The sequence below is a fragment of the Pedobacter sp. Leaf176 genome (genome assembly GCF_001424305.1).
Taxonomy (GTDB): domain Bacteria; phylum Bacteroidota; class Bacteroidia; order Sphingobacteriales; family Sphingobacteriaceae; genus Pedobacter.
This window is the reverse complement of sequence record NZ_LMPD01000002.1, coordinates 515,546-535,786: the sequence shown is the minus strand read 5'-3', so window position 1 is coordinate 535,786 and position 20,241 is coordinate 515,546. Positions and strand designations below refer to the sequence as shown.

Genomic DNA, 20,241 nt, shown 5'->3' with positions numbered 1-20,241 from the left:
AGCCTTAAGCTAAACTTTATGAACAAACGTATTATTCTGACTGCTTCTTTCTTTGGTGCTATAGCTGTATTATTAGGTGCTTTTGGTGCGCACGGTTTAAAAGCTTTAATTGACGCACCTTCTTTAGAGATTTGGCAAAAAGGCGTAGATTACCAGTTTTATCATACTTTTGCGCTCTTATACCTGTCTACATTTGCACGTTATAGGAACAAACTTATAAATATCGCTTATTTTTGCTTCACTTTTGGAATTCTACTTTTTTCCGGCTCTCTTTATTTGCTCTCAACCAGAAGTTTATTAAACTTGGCTTTTGTGGATATTCTGGGTCCGATTACCCCAATTGGAGGTCTGCTTTTTGTGCTAGGTTGGATAATGCTATTTTTTGCGGCTGTAAAGGATAAATAATGATCGAGTTTGAACCGGATATTTTTACAGAAAGGGAAACGCTTTTTATTGAGGTTATTTTGCCTTTATCTTTGGCAAAAAACTATACTTACCGGGTTCCTTTCGAACTAAATGATCAGATTGAAATAGGTAAAAGGGTCGTTGTTCAATTTGGTAAATATAAAATTTATACCGCTTTAATTAATGCCATAACTAAAAACCCACCTATCGCTTATGAAGCCAAATACATTCTTGATGTTATAGATTCCACTCCATCAGTTACAAGTACACAGCTTAAATTCTGGTCATGGATGACAGACTATTACATGTGCAACGAAGGGGATGTTATGTCGGCGGCCTTACCTGCAGGTTTAAAATTGGCTAGCGAGACCATATTAATTCTTCGTGATGATTTTGATAATTCTGTAGAGCTTTCCGAAAAGGAAGAGGTAATCATTAACACATTAAAGAAACAAAAAAAGCTTACTGTAAATGATGTTTCTAAACTTTTAGGACAAAAAACGATTTACCCGATTATTAACCATTTATTGGATAAAGAGCTTATTTTGGTAGCTGAAGAGGTGATTCAAAAATATAGGCCATTAATGAAATCATTTATCACGCTTAATGAATTCTACAGTGAAAGTGATAATTTAAAACAACTTTTTTCAATTTTAGAGAAAGCACCCAAACAGCTGGATGCCCTAATGGCTTATTTGAAATTAGATAGATTAGGCATGCCAATTTCCAAAGAGCAACTACTTGAAGAAAGTAATTGTGGGCCGGCAACTCTAAAGGCTCTGACCGATAAAGATATTTTTATAGTACTTAAGCGTCCGGTAAGTCGACTGGCTCCTAATGATGATAGCTTTAGTATCAACTTTACTTTAAATGATGGGCAACAAAAGGCATTAAATCAAATTAATTTATCCTTTGAAGATAAGGATGTCGTTCTGCTTCATGGAGTTACCGCCTCTGGTAAAACTCAGGTTTATATTAAGCTTATTGAACAGGTTATGAACAGCAATGATGGGCAGATTTTATTTCTCCTTCCAGAAATTGCCTTGACGACTCAAATCGTTGAACGAATAAAGCAGTATTTTGGTAATTCAATTGGCGTTTACCACTCCAAGTTTAATAACAGTGAACGGGTAGAAATCTGGAATAAAGTTAAGAATAGCGCCTTTAAAGTTATTTTAGGCGCCCGTTCGGCTATTTTTTTGCCTTTTCAAGATTTGAAATTAATTGTGGTAGACGAGGAGCATGAGCCATCCTATAAACAATACGACCCCGCGCCAAGATATCAAGCCAGAGATTCGGCCATTTACCTGGCGCATTTGCACCAGGCAAAGGTTATCCTTGGTTCGGCGACGCCATCTTTAGAAAGTTATCATAATGCATTAAGTGGAAAGTATGGTCTGGTAGAAATGAAAGAACGCTTTGGTGGTGTACAATTGCCCAACCAGCAGATTGTTAGCATTTCTGAAGAAACTAAACGGAAAACGATGGTTTCTTATTTTTCCAGTGTGTTGATAAAAGATATGGATCTGGCGTTAAGTAAAAAAGAGCAAATCGTACTCTTTCAGAACAGGAGAGGCTATGCCACGATTCTTATCTGCGCAACCTGTGGTTATACACCAAAATGCATTAATTGCGATGTAAGTTTAACCTACCATAAAAGCAGTGGTAAATTACATTGTCATTATTGTGGTTATCAGCAAAGTAGCGTTAACATTTGCCCTGCCTGCGGTTCCGTGCATATCGAGCAAAAGGGTTTTGGTACCGAACGAATAGAAGAAGAGTTAAAACTGCTTTATCCTAGCGTTTCCATTGCACGATTGGACATGGATACAACCAAAACCAGAAATGGCCTTCAACAAATTCTGACTGATTTTCAGGAGAAGAAAACAGATATCCTAATTGGTACACAAATGGTTGCTAAAGGATTGGATTTTGATAATTTGAGCCTAATTGGCGTAATAAATGCAGACACATTATTAGGTTATCCCGATTTTAGAGCTTACGAGAGAAGTTATCAGCTATTAGCCCAGGTAGCTGGCAGAGCCGGAAGACGGGCAGATCAGGGTAATGTATGTATACAGACATATGATGCTGAAAATAGGATTATTAAACAGGTAGTTGATAATGATTATGTCGGAATGTACCACGACGAAATCACAGAGCGTGAAAAATTTTTATATCCACCTTTTTCAAGGATGATTTTTATTGCTGTAAAGCATAAAGATATCAACGTTTTAGAAAGGTCAGCTTTGTTTTTAGCACAAACCTTAAAGGCCAAGTTCGGTCAACGTGTTCTCGGCCCTGAACAGCCTCTAGTTGGCAGAGTTAGGAATCTTTATATAAAACAAATTATTATTAAAGCAGATAAACATACTGCCATAAACAAAGTAAAGCATGTGTTAAGAGAAACACTTACTGAATTTAATGCGATGAAGGATTTTAAAAGCGTTTTAATCCAAATCGACGTAGATCCGTATTAATTTTTACTGTTGAAATTAAATTGAATGCCTGCCGAAACCGGGTTTAATAAAAACTCCCATTTGCGGTAAGTATTTACCGTCCTTCCTACACCATTCGGATCTGAAATATCTTGCTTCTCATAAGAATAGTTGAAATCTAAATTGCTTTCAGCAAAAATACACAGCGTTGAAAGAATATTAATTTTTAAGCCTAAAGACGGGGTCATTACCAATCCATTCTTAACAGCATCTGTATTTTGAATTATACTGTTGGATGTAGGATTTGCATCAGAAAGCGTTCCAGTAAAACGATTAGAACGATAGCCTAAATCAAATGCGAAATAGGGTTGAACCCGCGAATAGTTAAAGCTTTTTTCAAATCCAATTTTAACAGAATAATCGGTTACTTTACCTTTTGCAATCTGGCAAGATTCGCAAGTATTTTTAAATTCAATATTGTCACGGTAGTAATTTCCGCTAATTCTATAACTTATTTGATTGTCGTTGAACTTTATTAAAGCACCATTAGTATACATTTTTGTATAATCCTGCGTATTAGTTTGATTTAAAATTTTAGGTAATTGCATTGTACTAAATGCTCTTATGCCAATTGAATAGTTATAATCGGCACTCGATTGTGCGAAGGACGATATAGTTAAAAGGAGAGCAACAGCACTTAGTGATACTTTTTTCATAGATGTTCCGATTATAAATAATGCCGGTTTTCAAAAGTAAAAATAATTCTATGCCGGACAAATATATTATTAGGTAGAAATGAAACTCCAATATTTTTGGTTTTGATTTCCTGTTACTTACAATATTAATAAAATTTCTACCTTGTATCACCACTTAAAAAAACTACTTTTGAAACTTCATGGCCTATAAATTTGTTGATAATTACCGGGAAAGAGGAGCGAGAAAGAAGCTTGTTGAGTTATTAAAATCGCGTGGTATTGAGGATGAAAATGTTTTAAAAGCGATGGGCAAAGTTCCCCGTCATTTCTTTTTTGATGAAACTTTCTGGAATCAATCTTACAAAGATATTGCCTTTCCAATCGGAGATGGGCAAACCATATCTCAGCCTTACACGGTAGCGTATCAAAGTGAATTGCTTCATATCAAAAACGGGGATAAAGTACTGGAAATAGGTACCGGATCCGGATATCAGACCTGTATACTAATGGAGCTTGGTGCGAAAGTATTTACTATAGAACGGCAGGAAAACATTTACAACCGTACCATTCAGGTTTTGCCGGGAATGGGTTATAAACCGACTTTTTTTTGTGGCGACGGTTCGAAAGGAATCGCGGAACACGCGCCATACGATAAAATAATAGTAACTGCCGGTGCACCGCTGGTACCTGAAATCCTACTTAAGCAACTTAAAGTTGGGGGAATCCTGGTCATTCCGGTTGGCGACGAAAAAACACAAAAGATGGTTACTGTACTAAGGGTCAGCGATACAGATTATGAAAAAATTGTACTGGATACATTCAGGTTTGTACCGCTGGTTGGCGATCAGGCGTGGTAAGTCGGTTATTTGTTTTTTCTATTTTTAATTGTTAGCCAACAACTAAAGACTGATTTACCTTTTCATTGCTCTGTCCAGTTCGCGTTTGGTATCCCGATCTTTAATGCTATCGCGTTTATCGAATTCCTTTTTACCTTGGGCTAAAGCGATTTCAATTTTTGCAAAACCACGTTCATTTACAAAAATTCTTAACGGAACAATAGTATACCCTTTTTCTTCACCTTTGGCCTTGAGTTTTTTTATCTCTCTTTTCTGGAGTAACAGTGCGCGATCCCTTTTTATATCATGGTGATAAAAAGAACTGTGGCTATACTCGGAAATATGGAGGTTTCTTACATAAAGGTTACCCCCGATAAACATACAGAAAGCGTCTGTCATGTTTGCCTTGCCCTGTCTGATTGCTTTTATTTCTGTTCCCAAAAGCGCTATTCCGGCTACATATTTATCGATTAAATTGTAGTCGAAATAAGCTCTTTTATTCTTTATGTTGATATCGTTTTTCAAAATTTGTATTGTCTTTATTTAGCCTTACAGCCACCTGTCTTCAACTAATTAATAGTTGGATTGCAAATATCAAAAAAAATGCCCGAATATCATTTTTTAATTGATACATCGCGGCTAGTCTATTGCTATTTTGTTCATCTTTTGTAAAACCTAGATTATTATTATTGCTTTCGACATTAAAAATTTAAGTTTGAATTTATTTTACCAATATGAAGTTAAGAAACCTGTTTTTAATTTTAATCGTATTTTTTGCGGTAACTGCAAATGCGCAACAACCGACTTATCTGCCTCAATTCAAATTTTTCAAGTTGGATGGTAAACCATATTCCAATGTAAACATCAATCAATCTAAAAAAACGCTTTTTATTCTATTTGATTGTACCTGCGAGCACTGCCAGAGAGAAGCAAAGGAATTAAACAATGCATATAGCAAGTTTAAAAACGTTAGTGTTTTAATGATAACACTCGATGAACCTGTTTCCATAAAAAAGTTTTTTAGTTCTTATGCTCCCGGTTTGAATTTGAAGCCAAATGTTACGGTACTTCAGGACAAAAACAGAACTTTTATACCGACATTTTTACCAACCAAATATCCGGCAATGTATCTTTATTCTCCGTCTGGTAAATTATTGGTTTACAGTAATGGAGACGGCGGCATTAAAAAAGTGTTAAAGTCTATCTAATAATCAATACAGGAATATTCACTTTGTGGCGTACAGAATTAACCGTGGTTCCAAAAATCAGGTCTTTCAAGCCTTTATGCCCATGTGCGCCCATTACAAGTAGTTCTAGGTTATTTTTATTGCTAATGGCTGCAATTGCCTTTGCCGTTCCACCAAATCCAACAACACCGATTGCACTATAACCCAAATCTGCAAGGTTTAATTTATATTTTTCCAGGTTCTCTGCATCGCTTTTAGTTTCATGGTCCATAACAATATCTCCATGGTAACGGGCTGCTGCTGTTTCTACTATATGTATCAGGTAGTACTGTGCATCTTTCCCCCCTTGAATAAGCGCATGCCTGATTGTGTTTCTATCGTTTTTAGAAAAGTCTACCGCGATTCCAATGCGCTGATAACTAATCTTATCTATCTTTCCAATATCGAGGGCATTACCATGAGGGACCAATTGCCGGTTAAGGTTGCGCTTATCTATCAATGGATGAAAGAAGACATACAGCATGAGCAAAGTAACCCCAACTACTGCTGGAAGCACAAATACATAAATCCACCAGGAATTCGCATCCTTTGTCCATCCTGAGATCTCCTCAATAACGAGCTTTACATTTAATGCGATAATTAATAAAGCGCTCCCCCAAGCCAAAACTTTTACCCAGGTTTTTATGGCAAAATCTTTCATTTGCTTCCTGTCTGAAGTAAAATGAATTAAAGGGATGACTGCAAAACCAAGTTGTAAACTTAGCACAACCTGGCTAAGTACCAGTAAGCCGCCCAAAGCATCGTCTCCATAATGAAGTATGGTGAAGAAGGCAGGAATGATGGCCAATAAACGAGTAATTAATCTTCTTAACCAGGGTTGAATCCTCAAGTTAATATGGCCTTCCATAATGATCTGCCCCGCGAGCGTACCAGTTACAGTAGAGCTTTGTCCGGCTGCGATTAATGCTATAGCAAAAAGTGTTGGCGCAACATTTCCAAAAATATTTGATAACAGTTTGTGTGCATCCTGAATTTCAGCCACTTCATGTAAACCGTTTTTATAAAAAGCGGCTGCAGCCAGGATTAAAATGGCAGCGTTTACAAAAAATGCTAGATTTAGAGCAACGGTTGTATCTATCAAATTAAATTTTAGCGCTTCCTTTATTCCTTTCGTAGTTCGTTCTATTTTTCTGGTTTGTACAAGGGAGGAGTGCAAGTAAAGATTGTGTGGCATAACAGTCGCACCAATGATGCCTATTGCAATATAAAGTGCATCTCCGCTTAACAATGATGGCTCAAATCCTTTTGCGACTTCTTTAAGGGATGGTTCAACAATGAACATTTCTACCAAAAACGAAATGCCGACTATAAATACCATCGACACGATAAAGCCCTCCATTGCCCTCATCCCCTTATTTAATAAGAAAAGCAATAAAATTGTGTCAAAGATGGTAATAGAAATACCCCAGATTAATGGTAAGCCGAAAAGCAATTGCAAACCGATCGCCATGCCAATTATTTCTGCCAAATCACAAGCAATTATAGCAAGCTGTGCCAATCCGAACAAAGGAATATTTGCCCAACGGGGATATGCATGCTTCGACGCCTGGGCCAGATCCAAACCCCGGACTATCCCTAAACGGGCACTTAGCGATTGAAGCAACAGGGCGATGAGATTAGACATCAACAATACCCAGATAAGCTGGTAACCAAATTTGCTTCCACCTGCTAAATCAGTTGCCCAGTTTCCGGGATCCATGTAACCGACACTTATCAGGTAAGCAGGACCAATAAAGGATAAAATTCTGCGCCATCCTTTTCGCTTATCCGTATTTACACTCTGATGTACTTCACTTAGCGATTCAGTTTTTGCCATTGGTGCTGATTAAAATATGTTTTGCAACTTCTCTACTAATATTAATTTGTTTGCCGGTAACTAAGATTTCTACTGAACCATCGAAATCCGTAACATCAGATACTTCGATTTGTTTGCCAAGTGTTAAACCTAATTTTTCAAGGTGTTTTAAAAAAGCAGAACTGTGTTGACTTACTCCTGTAATTGTTCCGCCATCACCAATTTTAAGCTCTGTTAATTTTATGAATTGTGTTTTTGCAAATCTTCCATGTTTATCAGGAATAGGATCTCCATGGGGATCTGATTTCGGAAAACCCAAAAATTCATCCAGTCTTTCAATTAAATCAACAGACTTGATATGCTCTAACTCTTCGGCGACGTCATGTACCTCATCCCACTTAAAATTAAGCTTATCTACCAAAAAAACTTCCCACAATCTGTGCTTTCTTACAATGTCTACAGCGGCCTGTTTTCCTTTTTCTGTCAGAGTAACACCCTGGTATTTAACATAGTCGACCAAATCCTTTTCGGCTAGTTTTTTTATCATATCTGTAACGGAAGCCGGCTTTGTCTGAATTTGTTCAGCAATTGCATTTGTCTGTACGTTATTTGTTTTTTCAGCTAAATGATAAATTATCTTAAGATAATTCTCTTCAGTAAAACTTCGCATTTGTGTTTACCTAAATTTATTTTTAGGTAAATCTAAAAATTTTTCTTTAAAATATATATGATAAATTATGTTAAAATTTAGAATATAATTTGGTTATGTTTGTGTTCTCAATACCTTTGGATTTATATGGCATCTGAATTAGACAAAATTGATTTTAAAATTTTAAGAATCTTACAGGAGAATGGTCGAATTACCAATCTTTTATTATCTCAGGAAATTGGCCTCTCACCGGCGCCTACTTTAGAACGTGTACGTAAACTTGAAATGGCAGGATACATCAAAAGCTATCACGCCTTGGTTGATGAAGAGAAACTTGGATTAGGGATAAAAACTTTTATACAAATTCAGTTGGATTTTCATAAGAACAACACCATTCAAATCTTTTTGGATGAAGTAAACCAAATTAAGGAAATTACGGAATGCCACCACGTTACCGGTCAGGCAGATTTTCTTTTAAAAGTTTATGTAAAAGACATTAAATCTTACGAACGTTTAATAATGGACAAAATAAGTAAAATTTCCGTTGTGAAGACTTTTCAAACCATGATGATCATGTCGACAACTAAAAAGGAACCGATAGTGCCTTTGGAGTACTAGGCTATTCACCACCTTAGACATCCAAGAACATCTAAGGCTATTCAATTATTCTGTTTATCAATGTTATACATAAATTCACTGACAAACGCTCTTTTGCCTGTTTGAACAATATTGGTGCAATTAAAATTTATTAATAACCCTTTTGGGGCTTTTAATAATTTCATGTAAGTAAGGATTTGAGCTTCATGTATAGGAAGAATTGATTCAACTGATTTCAATTCTAAAATCAGGCAGTTCTCAATAAATAAATCAGCGCGTAGTTCACTGTCTAATAAAATACCTTTGTAAGGTAAGATAATTGATTGTTCTGACTTAAAATTAATTTTTTGTATCTGAAGTTCTCTTATTAAACATTTATGATCAACGCTTTCTAACAAACCCGGGCCTAGCAGCTTGTGAACTTCGATACAAGCACCTGTAACTTTATATTCTAAATTGTCAATAAATGTTTTGCTAATCATGTCTAAATCAATCAAGTTTAAAACTTTAGGGATGATTTAAATGATTTTACTAAGGTTTTCTTAGGTGTCTAAGGTGGTGAAATTTATTGAATTTTCCAGTCAATAGGCGCTAAATTATTTTGCACCAATAACTGATTTGCTTTCGAAAAATGCTTCGATCCAAAGAAGCCATTGTAGGCTGAAAAAGGAGAGGGGTGAGCCGCCGTTAAAATATAATGCTTTTTCTCATCTATCAAAACGGCTTTTTGCTGGGCATATTTACCCCATAATAAAAAAACAATATGCTTACGTTTCTCTGAAAGTGCTTTGATTATCTGGTCTGTAAATATTTCCCATCCACGATTTTGATGGGAACCCGCCTCCGAAGCACGAACAGTTAATGTCGCGTTTAAAAGTAAAACGCCCTGTTCTGCCCAATGCATCAAATTGCCATGCAGAGGTGTTTTAAATCCTTCAATATCAGTTTCTAGTTCCTTATATATGTTTTTTAGTGAGGGTGGGACAGCCACCCCTTTTTGTACAGAAAAAGATAAACCGTGTGCCTGGTTAATGCCGTGATATGGGTCCTGACCCAAAATGACAACTTTAACTTTATCAAAAGGTGTTGTATTCAGTGCATTGAATATATCGGTTCCTTTTGGATATACTGTATAGCCTTTTTCTTTTTCTTCCAATAGGAAAGATTTCAGGCTTTTCATATAATCTTTTTCAAACTCTTCTTCTAAAACGGCTAACCAGCCAGGTTCCAATGCAGCAGACATATTAAATCGAGATAATGGGGAATGTAGTTGACGATGATATTTATTTATAGGTGTACAAATACAACGAAATTTGAAAGATAAAGTTTACGATTTCTGAAGGATGGCCAGAAAATCTCCTTCTAAAGTTGTTTTCGGATGTTCGATAATCCGACCTAATTCCTTACCTTTTTTATCATAGATGATAAAGGTAGGGACCATTTTAATATCCAGCCCGTCAATTATACCATTTTCCGCTTTTTTGTTGCCATCGACGGCGATGAATTCGGTATTCTTTTCTTTGAATTGTAATGCATCCAAAACCTTGAGAAAATTAGACACATTTACTTTGCTATCGCTGCACCAGCTTCCGAAAACAATTTTAACGTGTTCTTTTTTGACCAATTTTTTCAATTCAATCATTGTAGCTGCATCAGGCATGTAAGCGGCATACAAGGGTTCGTAGAGTTCTTTAAATTCAGGAAAAGCAACCACACCTTCGCGGGTACAGGCGTTAATTAAAATATCTTTATTGTGGACCGTATCGTGGATTTTTTTATTTACTTCTTGTGCAGAAACATTCATGGCTAGGATAATTAGGATTATAGAAAGTGGGTATTTCATATTATAAGTTGCTTTTTTAATTTTGTAATTTTTAATGAAATTATTGTTTTAAAATCTAATTTATGCCATTTAAACACGATATTTGCAAAAAAGAATAATTTAGAATAAAATTTATGCCAAATATTATTAGATTAATTGCGGGTTTTGTATTGTTGGGTGGTGCTGTAGCTTTATTTATTTTCGGTTTTTGGCCATGGGGAATTGTTGCCATTCTACTGGGTATAATTGTACTGATTACTTATTTTTTTAATGAGAATATGCTTTTAGCACAATGGTTTCTTCGAAAAGACAACATGCCCAAAGCTAAAATGTATTTAGATAGAATTACGAATTACGAGAAACAACTTATCAAACTTCAACACGGCTATTATAATTTACTTGTTGGCTTAATCGAAAGCAGAACTGCACCAATGAAATCCGAGAAGTATTTTAAAGCTGCACTCAGTTTAGGCATGCAAATGGAACACAATGTTGCGCTGGCCAAATTAAGTTTAGCGGGTATTGCAATGGCGAAAAGAAATAAACGTGAAGCTACGATGTATCTGGCAGAGGCAAAAAAAGCAGATAAAAATAAACTGCTGGCCGATCAGATTAAGCAAATGAAAGATCAGATGGGTATGATGGATAAGCAACAGCAAGTTCGCTACAGATAGAATTTACTACGTCAATAAAAAACGCCACTTCTTTTGTTAGAAGTGGCGTTTTCGGTTTGTGTATAATCCGGATTTATTCTTCATTACCAAATTGTCTAAAACCAAAATCAATTTGGATTTGTAGTATATGTAAAATTATATATATGGCAACATCACAAGAAGGTAGTACTAACAATACTCAGGAAGAAGATAACATTAAAGATTTGGGCGGAAAAGACGCCGTTGAAAAACTGAGGGATTTGGCGAATAAGGCTGAAAGCTGTTTTTTTTGCACCAATATAAAAACAGGTGTACCATTATCTATCAGGCCAATGGCTATTCAGCAGGTAGATGATGAAGGTAACATATGGTTTATGAGCATGAAGGATAGTCACAAAAATGAAGAAATTTCAAGCGATCCATTTACTCATTTGTTATTTCAGGCCGGCGCTCACTCTGGTTTTGTTAACATTTACGGTATTTCAGAAATTAGTAGAGACCAGGCAAAAATTGATGAGCTTTGGAGTCCTTTTATCAAAACCTGGTTTCAGGGAGGTAAAGACGATCCAAATATCACCTTAATTAAGGTCATCCCTTCAGAAGGTTATTATTGGGATACGAAACATGGAACTGCTGTGGCTTTCTTAAAAATGGCCGCTTCGGTAATTACTGGTAAAACAATGGATGATTCTGTTGAGGGAAATTTAGATATTGATTAAATACATATGTTTAAATCGGTTAACAGTTAATGGTTTTTATCTAATTTGCAAAAATTAACTGTTAACCGACTATTTATCACCAAGATAATCAAAGCCTTCAAACTCTTCCCGCTGATTTCTCTTACTTAAAATATCATCTTCTTCAGCTTCTGCTCTTTTAAAAAAGAAAGCTTCAGCTTGAATTCTTTTTATTAATTGATGAACTAAAGATAGATCAAAGGCCTCTTTGCTTAATTTTATGCAATATTCTCTTTCTGTAATTTCTAAACTTGACGTATTCATGATGCAATGATTTTTATGTCGATTGCTGTAAATATAGAAAAGGCTTGCTAAATAATTGCTAGCAAGCCTTTTAAGTTTATGTTATTTTTGTGTTAACCGCTTAATTATTTATGCGATAAAAAAAGACCATCATCATTTTTTGTAACCTTAAAAATTCCTTTTCCGGTTAAGGCTTTTAAAGTAGTATCCCACTTTTTATTACTCCAGTCGCTTAGCTTATTTTTAACATCAGTTAACAAAATTTGTTCTCCTTCTTTAACTAAGGCATACAGCTCAGTCTCTTCTGGTGTTAACTCTATTTTCTTTTTCTCCGGGCGCATCTGTGGAAAGAATAAAACTTCCTGAATGGTACTTTGGTTGGTCATTAACATTACAATCCTATCAATACCAAATCCTAAGCCTGAGGTCGGAGGCATGCCGTATTCCAGGGCACGAACAAAATCATCATCCATCGCCATCGCTTCTGCGTCACCACGGTCGGCGAGTTTCAATTGATCTACAAAACGCTCTTTTTGATCTATTGGGTCGTTCAGTTCTGAGTAAGCATTTCCAATTTCTTTACCATTGACAAAAATTTCGAAACGCTCGACTAAGCCTTCTACGGAACGATGTTTTTTAGCCAGCGGGGTCATTTCTATAGGGTAATCCGTAATGAAGGTAGGCTGAATCAAATTAGCTTCAACCTTCGCACTGAAAATTTCATCAACCAATTTACCACGGCCCATTGTTGAATCTGTTTCGATATTAAGTGAAGCACAGGTTTTTGCTAATTCTTCTTCTGTCATGGCAGAAACGTCAATTCCGGTGTATTTTTGGATTGATTCATACATGGTCAGTTTTTCGTAGGGGCCTTCAAAATTAATTTGATTTTCGCCGACGGTAACAACAGCCGAGCCATTGGTAGCAATCGCAACTTTTTCCAGACATTCTTCAACCATAGCCATCATCCAGATATAATCTTTGTAGGCTACATAGATTTCCATTGATGTATATTCCGGGTTGTGCGTACGATCCATTCCTTCATTGCGGAACATTTTACCAAATTCGTAAACACCATCGAAGCCAGCGACAATTAAACGTTTTAAATACAACTCATTTGCAATACGCAAATAAAGAGGCATATCTAACGTGTTGTGGTGTGTAGCAAACGGACGAGCGGCAGCACCACCATGGATTGGCTGCAAAATTGGTGTTTCCACTTCCATCCAGCCTTGTTCATCAAAATAGTTGCGCATCGAGTTGATTACTTTACTGCGTTTGATGAAAATTTGCTTATAATCCGGGTTTACTGTTAAATCCACGTAACGCATGCGGTAACGCAATTCCGGATCGGTAAAACCATCATATATATTGCCATCGTCATCACGTTTTACAACAGGTAAAGGACGTAATGATTTTGCTAAAACTGTGAATTCTGTAACGTGAACAGAAATTTCCCCTGTTTGCGTGGTAAAAACATAGCCTTTCACGCCAATATAATCTCCAAGATCTAAAAGCTTCTTGAAAACAGTATTGTATAAAGTTTTGTCTTCGTCAGGACATAGATCATCTCGCTTTAAATACAATTGAACTCTGCCTGTAGAATCCTGTAATTCAGCGAAAGATGCACTGCCCATAATTCGACGGGTCATTAATCTTCCTGCGATACTGATTGTCTTGTAAGCGGTTTTATCTTTTTCGTAGTTTGCATTAATGTCTGCAGCATATGCATTTACTTCATATGATTCTGCAGGGTAAGGTTCAATACCTAATTCGCGCAGCTGTTTCAGCGACTCACGTCGCAATATTTCTTGTTCTGATAATCCTATACTCATTTCGGGTATTTTTTGCAAAAGTAAGAAATTTGCAAGATGTTTAATAATAGTAAAATTGCAGTGATGATGGAAATATAAACTGAGGCTTGCTGATTAATTTTAACGCGTAAGATACATTTGAATAGAATGCGGTCTAGAGCAAGGGAACGGTGTATAAAGAATCTTCAGAACAGATCGATTTACAAGATAATTTTAGCAGCAATCAAATAAAATATTTTATTTAAAATGGTATAGAAATACTACATTGCCTGTATACGCTGTTTTCGTTTGCCCTTTGATATCAAGATTGGCTTCGATAACAACTTTTGTTATACCCCTTAGATCTGAAATTGCAATAAGTTTTGCCCGCAATTGAACCTCATCATCTACCAGAACCGGTTTGTTAAATTTAAATGATTCGATGCCGTAATTTACCTCCATCTTAACGTTCTGGATATCTGCGATTTGTTTCCACAGGTATGGAATCAATGATAGAGTCAGGTAACCGTGAGCTATCGTTGAGCCAAACGGACTTTTTTCCTTAGCCTTTTCCGGATCCGTATGAATCCATTGAAAATCTAAGGTTGCTTCTGCAAATTTGTTAATTTGGTCCTGTCCGATTTTATGCCAGTTTGATGAACCTATCTGGCAACCTAAAAATGCTTTATACTCTTCGAAACTATTAATTATCACCATAAAATAATGCCCTTTTTTTAATGGAAGGTTTTAACGCAAGCCCTATTTATTTAAGTTTGGTTCGGAAGATAAATAAATTAAGTAAGACTGAGAAAATTTAGATAATTTGATTTTAATTATTGAAATTAAGTTTAGCTTTCTGCTTCCACACCTTCTTCGTACATTTCGTTAATCGCACCAGCGTATTTTTTTTCTACGATTCTTCGTTTTATTTTCATCGTTGGCGTAATTTCACCCTCGTCAATATTGAAAGGATTTCTCTTAATCTTAAAGTTCTTGATCCGCTCGAACTTAGCCAGTTCGTTAGAAATTTTCTTAATGTCCTGCTCCATCCATTCCATGATTTCTCTGTTTTGAATAAATGGGTCAGCTTCTTCAAAGAAAGTTGGTTTCAAATTGAAAGTTTCTTCCAGGGTTTCTTTGTTTGGAATAATAATGGCTGTAATAAATTCCCGTTTATCTCCAATTAAAAATAATTGGTCGATCTTGGGGCTTTTCAGGTAAATATTTTCCACTGGGGTAGGATAAACGTTTTTTCCATAAGCATTTACAATCATGTTTTTTAAACGATCCGTGATTTGTAAATTTCCTTTATAAAAGCGACCGATATCTCCGGTGTGAAACCACATGTCTTTATCAATAGCTTCTGCGGTTTCAGCAGGTTTATTAAAATAACCTTTCATTACACAGTGCCCTCGAACAATTACTTCGCCTTCGGCACATTCAAATCCTTCATTAAAAGTTTCGTGAGTTTGAATGTTTATAATTTCTTTGGATTCTACATCCTGAATGCCAATTTCAATTCCTGGAATAACCCTGCCTACAGTTCCGTATACCTGCCTGTGGTATTCGGTTACCGACATTACCGGAGAGGTTTCAGTTAGGCCAAAACCTTCAAGAATTTTGATCCCTAAATCGCCAAAGAATTCGCCAACATTTTTTGGTAATGCTGCTCCACCGGAAATCATAAATTTTAATCTTCCGCCTGTTTTTTCCTTTATTTTACTAAAAACTAATTTTTCTGCGATTCCTTTTTTTGCAGCCAGAATTAATCCAGGATTTTCACCTGCTTCCCTGGCTAACCGGTATTTATTGCCCGTTTCCAAAGCCCAGGTAAATATTTTTGCTTTCGTTCCGCCACCGGCTGTTCCAGATTTTATAGCCTTGTCGTGAATACGTTCCAGTAACCTCGGTACACAACTCATTACAGTCGGGCGAACTTCGCCCATGTTCTTTGCTAATAGCTCTAAACTTTGAGCGAAAGCAATTTTACAGCCTTGGGTACAACATACGTGATAGGTGGCCGTACGCTCAAATACGTGAGAAAGTGGTAAGAAGGAAAGGAAAGTTTCTGTTTTATCGATTACCGGAATTTGCTGAAGACAAACTTCCACATTTTTTACAAAATTGTAATGGGTCAGCATAACGCCCTTTGGAGTGCCCGTTGTACCGGATGTATAAATCAACGAGGAAACATCTTCGGGTAATACCAAACTTCTGCATTGTTCAATTTCAGCTTTTTCAGCAGCCGTAACCTGATGTTTTAAAGCTAAAATGTCAGAAAAGGCAATTACCTCAACATGAATATCTGCAGGTATTGTTACTTTTTCAAAATCTTTAAAAGCAGGGATAATATATTTTAGTTCTTTGCAATTAGAAGCAACTTTTAGTACTTTACGATATAGAAAGTTATTCCCTACCAAAATTCCTTTTATACCAGAATCATTAATGATGTATGCCACTTCCTGTTCAGAAAGTGTGGGGTAAATAGATACATTAATTACGCCAATTTGTTGAATTCCCTGGTCGTAATAAACATAATCAGGTGAGTTTTCAATCATTAACCCCAAACGGTCGCCTTTTTTTATTCCTTTTTCAAGGAAATATGCCGAAACTGCATCGGCCCTTTTCAGGGTATCTTCGAAAGAAACTTCTGTCCATTCTGTACCTTGCTTATGTATTAAAAAGGTATCTTCTGGTTTATGAATGTTTTTTACAACATTTCTCAATAGGGTAGCGACAGTTGAAAATTCATTAATTAATGGCATTGCTCGTTATTTGGTTTGCTGTTATAATTAACAATTATAAGGCTTTTTGGTTTAAAAATGTAAATTGATGATTTAGCGAAGGATATTAGTGGGAAATTACCCGCAGATTAAGAGATTGCCGTAAATAAAATCGTTATAAATTGCTTAGTATTTCGGATTTAATACAAAAATTCATTTTCAATCTGCCTCTTTATCTAAGCGAAATTCTTCCGTTTATTTTAAACAGAAAAAGACCCCATTTAATGGAGTCTTTTAAAAATAATTTTTATTTTTATTCTAAACGGAGAAACTCTCGCCACAACCGCAGGTGCGGCTAGCGTTAGGATTTACAAAGTTAAAACCTTTTCCGTTTAAACCATCAGTAAAATCCAGCTCAGTTCCTGCTAAATAAAGGAAAGATTTCATATCTAAAGCGATTTTTATTCCTCGGTCTTCAAAAAACTGATCACCTTTTTGCTCCTCGTTATCAAAATCTAAATTGTATGATAAGCCAGAACAACCACCGCCTTTTACAGAAACACGTAAAAAGTAATCAGAACCCATTTCGGAATCCTGCATTAAGTGATCTATTTTTTCTTTTGCTTTATCGGTTATCGTAATCATAGTATCAAGATTTGAGTATCAAGTATCAAGATAAAAAATCGAACCGTCGTCTCGATACTTGATACTAAATACTAGTTACTTTTATTAATGGTGTGACTTTTCCAAAACAATTGCTTCTAAGCCATTTTTAACGCGATAATCGTTAATAGCTGATTTGATTGCATCTTCTGCTAACACCGAGCAGTGAATTTTTACCGGTGGTAAGGCCAATTCCTCAACAATATCCATGTTATCGATAGATAAAGCCTCATCAATTGTTTTTCCTTTTAACCATTCTGTAGCTAAAGATGAAGATGCAATAGCCGAACCACAACCAAATGTTTTAAATTTAGCGTCAGTGATAACGTTATCCTCTCCAACTTCGATTTGTAGACGCATTACGTCGCCACACTCAGGTGCGCCAACTAAACCTGTGCCTACAAATTTGCTGTCTTTATTTAACGTACCTACGTTACGTGGGTTATTGTAATGGTCAATTACTTTTTCTGAATATGCCATGATATTTTAGATTTTAGATTTACGATTTTAGAATGCACTTCCACCGTAAATTATTAAATTTTTTATTTTATTGTATTGCAGATTTCAAATCGTAATTCGTCAACCTACAATGGTAAATTAATTTAGTGTTCTGCCCACTCAATTTTACTCAAGTCGATACCTTCTTTAAACATCTCCCAAAGTGGAGAAAGTTCTCTTAAGTGATTAACCGCTTTTTCTGTAACAGCAATTGCCTGGTCAATTTCTTCTTCAGTGGTAAATCTTCCTAAACCATAACGGATAGAAGAATGCGCTAAATCATCAGACAAACCTAAGCTTTTCAAAACGTAAGATGGTTCTAAAGAAGCCGACGTACAAGCCGAACCTGATGATACAGCCAAATCACTCATTGCCATCATTAAGCCTTCGCCTTCAACATATTTAAACGAAATATTTGCTACGTGCGGTAAACGATGTTGTGTATTACCATTAACATAACTCTCTTCCATTTTGTTTAAAGTCGATTCTAACTTATCGCGTAAGCCTGATAGACGAATTGCTTCACTTTCCATTTCTAAACGACAAAGCTCGCAGGCTTTACCTAAACCAACAATACCTGGAACGTTTAATGTACCCGAACGCATTCCACGTTCATGGCCACCGCCATCCATTTGTGAAGTTACTTTAACCCTTGGATTTTTTCTACGTACATACAGCGCACCAACACCTTTCGGACCATACATTTTATGCGCTGAAAAAGCCATCAAATCAATTCCGTCGGCATTTACGTCCACTGGAATTTTACCAACTGCCTGCGTAGCATCGGTCATAAATAAAGCACCGTGTTTATGCGCAATTGCAGAAATTTCTTTTACAGGCTGGATAACACCAATCTCGTTGTTACCATACATGATGGATACCAAAATCGTTTCGGGTGTCATTGCAGCTTCTAATTCAGCTAAATCAATTAAGCCATCTTCCTTAACGCCTAAATAAGTTACTCGAGCACCGTTTTTTTCAAGATGTTTACAAGTATCTAAAACCGCTTTGTGTTCAGTAACCGCAGTAATGATGTGGTTACCCTTGTCTTTGTACATTTCAAACACACCTTTAATAGCTAAGTTATCAGCCTCAGTTGCGCCAGATGTAAAAATCACTTCTTTTTCGGTACAGCCGATTAATTTGGCTACCTGCTCACGAGCATAATCTACGCCTTCTTCAGCCACCCAACCAAATGCGTGATTACGGCTTGCGGCATTTCCAAATTTCTCAGTAAAATAAGGTAGCATCGCTTCCAACACTCTAGGATCTAAAGGTGTAGTTGCGTTATTATCTAAATATATCGGCTGTTTCATCTCTATTCTGTTAATTATGATCACAAAGATACGAAAAAAGTTTTCGAACAATTATAAATAATCCCTATGAGGTTATAGATAAAACACGCATTTTTACATTCAACCAACCTTTTTAAACCATGAATAAGATAGATCATATCGGTATTGCGGTAAACAACCTAAATAAATCTGTTTCGCTTTATGAGCTTTTGTTGAATACCTCTTGTTACAAAACCGAAATTGTGGCTTCAGAGCAAGTAAATACTGCATTTTTTAAAACCGGCGAAAATAAAGTTGAGCTATTAGAAGCAACATCTGATGATAGTGCAATAGCGAAATTTTTGGAGAAAAAAGGGGAAGGGATCCATCATATTGCATTTGCAGTTGATGACATTCTTGAAGAAATGGATCGACTGAAAGCTAACGGATTTGTACTGTTAAATGATGTGCCAAAAAAAGGTGCTGATAATAAAATGGTTTGTTTCGTGCATCCAAAATATACGAACGGTGTTTTAATTGAACTTTGCCAGGAAATTAAGTGGGTGTAGCGGATAAGGAGCAAAGAGTAAGGAGAAAAGATAAGTATAGAGTATCAAGTATCAAGTATCGAGTATCAAGTCGCAAGTATGGAGTAGCAAGAGAGAAAACAAGCGGTTAGCCAATAAAAAAACGATCAGCGAAACAAATATGTCTATCCTTAAAATCGTTAGCAAAGATTTTGATATCGAAGAATGTTTATCTGAAGACCAATTGCGCAAAGTGCTGATTGAAGCATTTGCTTATCTGGTGGATAATGATTTTCCAAAATTGATTCAGATTTTGTATAAAGCTGATGTCGATCAATATAGACTAAAAGAATTGCTCGAAACCACCGAAGACAGAAGTGTTGCCGAAGTTATTGCCGATACTTACATTTCCCGGCAACTCGCCAAAATAGAAACCTGGAAGAAATATAGTTCAAATGGCTAACAAGAAACTTATTCGCACCAACGATTTTTTAACGCATTACTTATTTTTACGTAGAATTCTTAAAAATTAAGAATCATCTAAAACATAAAGAATATTTTGTTTATCCGACTTGATTTTTAATAAATAAATTAATACATTTGCATCCTCTAAAATAGAGGTAGAAAAGACTAATAGAAATTATCA

At 36.0% G+C, this 20,241-nt stretch carries 23 protein-coding genes; 9 read left to right on the top strand and 14 right to left on the bottom strand.

Features of this window, described 5'->3' with window-relative positions; genetic code table 11:
* The first annotated feature begins 18 nt into the window (after window positions 1–18).
* Together ASF92_RS07840 and priA are read left to right on the top strand one after the other, a co-directional pair.
* Window positions 19–405, top strand: coding sequence for a DUF423 domain-containing protein (locus ASF92_RS07840; RefSeq protein WP_056090446.1), 387 nt, complete (start codon window positions 19–21; stop codon window positions 403–405).
* The gene (gene priA, locus ASF92_RS07835; RefSeq protein WP_056090442.1) at window positions 405–2,885 is read left to right on the top strand and encodes a primosomal protein N'; all 2,481 of its coding nucleotides are present in this window, start codon (window positions 405–407) and stop codon (window positions 2,883–2,885) included. Before ASF92_RS07840 ends, priA begins: the two co-directional genes overlap by 1 nt.
* Here the strand turns inward: priA and ASF92_RS07830 are convergent.
* Window positions 2,882–3,559 carry a hypothetical protein gene (locus ASF92_RS07830; protein WP_056090439.1) on the bottom strand — a complete coding sequence of 226 codons (678 nt, stop codon included), beginning with the start codon at window positions 3,557–3,559 and terminating at the stop codon, window positions 2,882–2,884. The genes priA and ASF92_RS07830 overlap by 4 nt on opposite strands.
* 179 nt (window positions 3,560–3,738) lie before the next feature.
* Here ASF92_RS07830 and ASF92_RS07825 point away from each other — a divergent pair, with 179 nt between their 5' ends.
* Window positions 3,739–4,395: a protein-L-isoaspartate(D-aspartate) O-methyltransferase gene (locus ASF92_RS07825; protein ID WP_056090436.1), complete on the top strand. Its 657-nt coding sequence runs from the start codon at window positions 3,739–3,741 to the stop codon at window positions 4,393–4,395.
* A 54-nt stretch (window positions 4,396–4,449) separates the two neighbouring features.
* Here ASF92_RS07825 and smpB read toward each other — a convergent pair whose 3' ends face one another.
* Window positions 4,450–4,899: an SsrA-binding protein gene (gene smpB / locus ASF92_RS07820; RefSeq protein WP_056090432.1), complete on the bottom strand. Its 450-nt coding sequence runs from the start codon at window positions 4,897–4,899 to the stop codon at window positions 4,450–4,452.
* A gap of 209 nt (window positions 4,900–5,108) precedes the next feature.
* Here smpB and ASF92_RS07815 point away from each other — a divergent pair, with 209 nt between their 5' ends.
* Entirely contained in the window at window positions 5,109–5,582 is a 474-nt protein-coding gene (locus ASF92_RS07815) for a redoxin domain-containing protein (protein ID WP_056090429.1), read from the top strand.
* On the opposite strand, the gene ASF92_RS07810 is transcribed toward ASF92_RS07815, so the two are convergent.
* Together ASF92_RS07810 and ASF92_RS07805 are read right to left on the bottom strand one after the other, a co-directional pair.
* A complete protein-coding gene (locus tag ASF92_RS07810; RefSeq protein WP_056090426.1) occupies window positions 5,575–7,437 on the bottom strand; it encodes an Nramp family divalent metal transporter in 1,863 nt (620 codons plus the stop codon). The two genes, ASF92_RS07815 and ASF92_RS07810, sit on opposite strands and share 8 nt — an antisense overlap.
* Window positions 7,424–8,086, bottom strand: a complete 663-nt coding sequence (locus ASF92_RS07805) for a metal-dependent transcriptional regulator (RefSeq protein WP_056090423.1) — start codon at window positions 8,084–8,086, stop codon at window positions 7,424–7,426. Before ASF92_RS07805 ends, ASF92_RS07810 begins: the two co-directional genes overlap by 14 nt.
* 126 nt (window positions 8,087–8,212) lie before the next feature.
* Between ASF92_RS07805 and ASF92_RS07800 the strand changes: the two genes are divergently transcribed.
* Window positions 8,213–8,683 (top strand): Lrp/AsnC family transcriptional regulator, encoded by a 471-nt coding sequence (locus ASF92_RS07800; protein ID WP_056090420.1) that lies wholly within the window; start codon window positions 8,213–8,215, stop codon window positions 8,681–8,683.
* Between the two features lie 41 nt (window positions 8,684–8,724).
* Here ASF92_RS07800 and ASF92_RS07795 read toward each other — a convergent pair whose 3' ends face one another.
* The 3 genes from ASF92_RS07795 to ASF92_RS07785 form a co-directional block, all read right to left on the bottom strand.
* Window positions 8,725–9,159, bottom strand: coding sequence for a GxxExxY protein (locus ASF92_RS07795; RefSeq protein ID WP_231729767.1), 435 nt, complete (start codon window positions 9,157–9,159; stop codon window positions 8,725–8,727).
* Window positions 9,160–9,227: 68 nt separating this feature from the next.
* Window positions 9,228–9,905: a uracil-DNA glycosylase gene (gene ung / locus ASF92_RS07790; protein ID WP_056090414.1), complete on the bottom strand. Its 678-nt coding sequence runs from the start codon at window positions 9,903–9,905 to the stop codon at window positions 9,228–9,230.
* An 84-nt stretch (window positions 9,906–9,989) separates the two neighbouring features.
* Window positions 9,990–10,505 (bottom strand): thioredoxin family protein, encoded by a 516-nt coding sequence (locus ASF92_RS07785; protein WP_056090410.1) that lies wholly within the window; start codon window positions 10,503–10,505, stop codon window positions 9,990–9,992.
* Window positions 10,506–10,618: 113 nt separating this feature from the next.
* Here ASF92_RS07785 and ASF92_RS07780 point away from each other — a divergent pair, with 113 nt between their 5' ends.
* Together ASF92_RS07780 and ASF92_RS07775 are read left to right on the top strand one after the other, a co-directional pair.
* Window positions 10,619–11,158: a DUF2892 domain-containing protein gene (locus ASF92_RS07780; protein ID WP_056090407.1), complete on the top strand. Its 540-nt coding sequence runs from the start codon at window positions 10,619–10,621 to the stop codon at window positions 11,156–11,158.
* A gap of 143 nt (window positions 11,159–11,301) precedes the next feature.
* On the top strand, window positions 11,302–11,856 hold the full coding sequence (locus tag ASF92_RS07775; protein ID WP_056090404.1) for a pyridoxamine 5'-phosphate oxidase family protein: 555 nt from the start codon (window positions 11,302–11,304) through the stop codon (window positions 11,854–11,856).
* Between the two features lie 69 nt (window positions 11,857–11,925).
* Here the strand turns inward: ASF92_RS07775 and ASF92_RS07770 are convergent, their stop codons facing one another.
* The 7 genes from ASF92_RS07770 to ASF92_RS07740 form a co-directional block, all read right to left on the bottom strand.
* Window positions 11,926–12,138: a hypothetical protein gene (locus ASF92_RS07770; RefSeq protein ID WP_056090401.1), complete on the bottom strand. Its 213-nt coding sequence runs from the start codon at window positions 12,136–12,138 to the stop codon at window positions 11,926–11,928.
* A gap of 104 nt (window positions 12,139–12,242) precedes the next feature.
* Window positions 12,243–13,952: a lysine--tRNA ligase gene (gene lysS, locus ASF92_RS07765; RefSeq protein ID WP_056090398.1), complete on the bottom strand. Its 1,710-nt coding sequence runs from the start codon at window positions 13,950–13,952 to the stop codon at window positions 12,243–12,245.
* 216 nt (window positions 13,953–14,168) lie between these two features.
* Window positions 14,169–14,627 (bottom strand): MaoC family dehydratase, encoded by a 459-nt coding sequence (locus ASF92_RS07760; protein ID WP_056090394.1) that lies wholly within the window; start codon window positions 14,625–14,627, stop codon window positions 14,169–14,171.
* 131 nt (window positions 14,628–14,758) lie between these two features.
* Window positions 14,759–16,675, bottom strand: a complete 1,917-nt coding sequence (locus ASF92_RS07755) for a long-chain fatty acid--CoA ligase (RefSeq protein WP_056090392.1) — start codon at window positions 16,673–16,675, stop codon at window positions 14,759–14,761.
* A 276-nt stretch (window positions 16,676–16,951) separates the two neighbouring features.
* Window positions 16,952–17,278: an iron-sulfur cluster assembly accessory protein gene (locus tag ASF92_RS07750; protein ID WP_056090390.1), complete on the bottom strand. Its 327-nt coding sequence runs from the start codon at window positions 17,276–17,278 to the stop codon at window positions 16,952–16,954.
* A gap of 84 nt (window positions 17,279–17,362) precedes the next feature.
* Window positions 17,363–17,776 (bottom strand): Fe-S cluster assembly scaffold IscU, encoded by a 414-nt coding sequence (iscU, locus tag ASF92_RS07745; protein ID WP_025142622.1) that lies wholly within the window; start codon window positions 17,774–17,776, stop codon window positions 17,363–17,365.
* A gap of 122 nt (window positions 17,777–17,898) precedes the next feature.
* A complete protein-coding gene (locus ASF92_RS07740) occupies window positions 17,899–19,110 on the bottom strand; it encodes an IscS subfamily cysteine desulfurase (protein ID WP_056090387.1) in 1,212 nt (403 codons plus the stop codon).
* 119 nt (window positions 19,111–19,229) lie between these two features.
* Between ASF92_RS07740 and mce the strand changes: the two genes are divergently transcribed.
* Together mce and ASF92_RS07730 are read left to right on the top strand one after the other, a co-directional pair.
* Window positions 19,230–19,637, top strand: a complete 408-nt coding sequence (gene mce, locus ASF92_RS07735) for a methylmalonyl-CoA epimerase (RefSeq protein ID WP_056090384.1) — start codon at window positions 19,230–19,232, stop codon at window positions 19,635–19,637.
* Between the two features lie 139 nt (window positions 19,638–19,776).
* A complete protein-coding gene (locus ASF92_RS07730; protein WP_056090381.1) occupies window positions 19,777–20,058 on the top strand; it encodes a hypothetical protein in 282 nt (93 codons plus the stop codon).
* The last annotated feature ends 183 nt before the right edge of the window (window positions 20,059–20,241 follow it).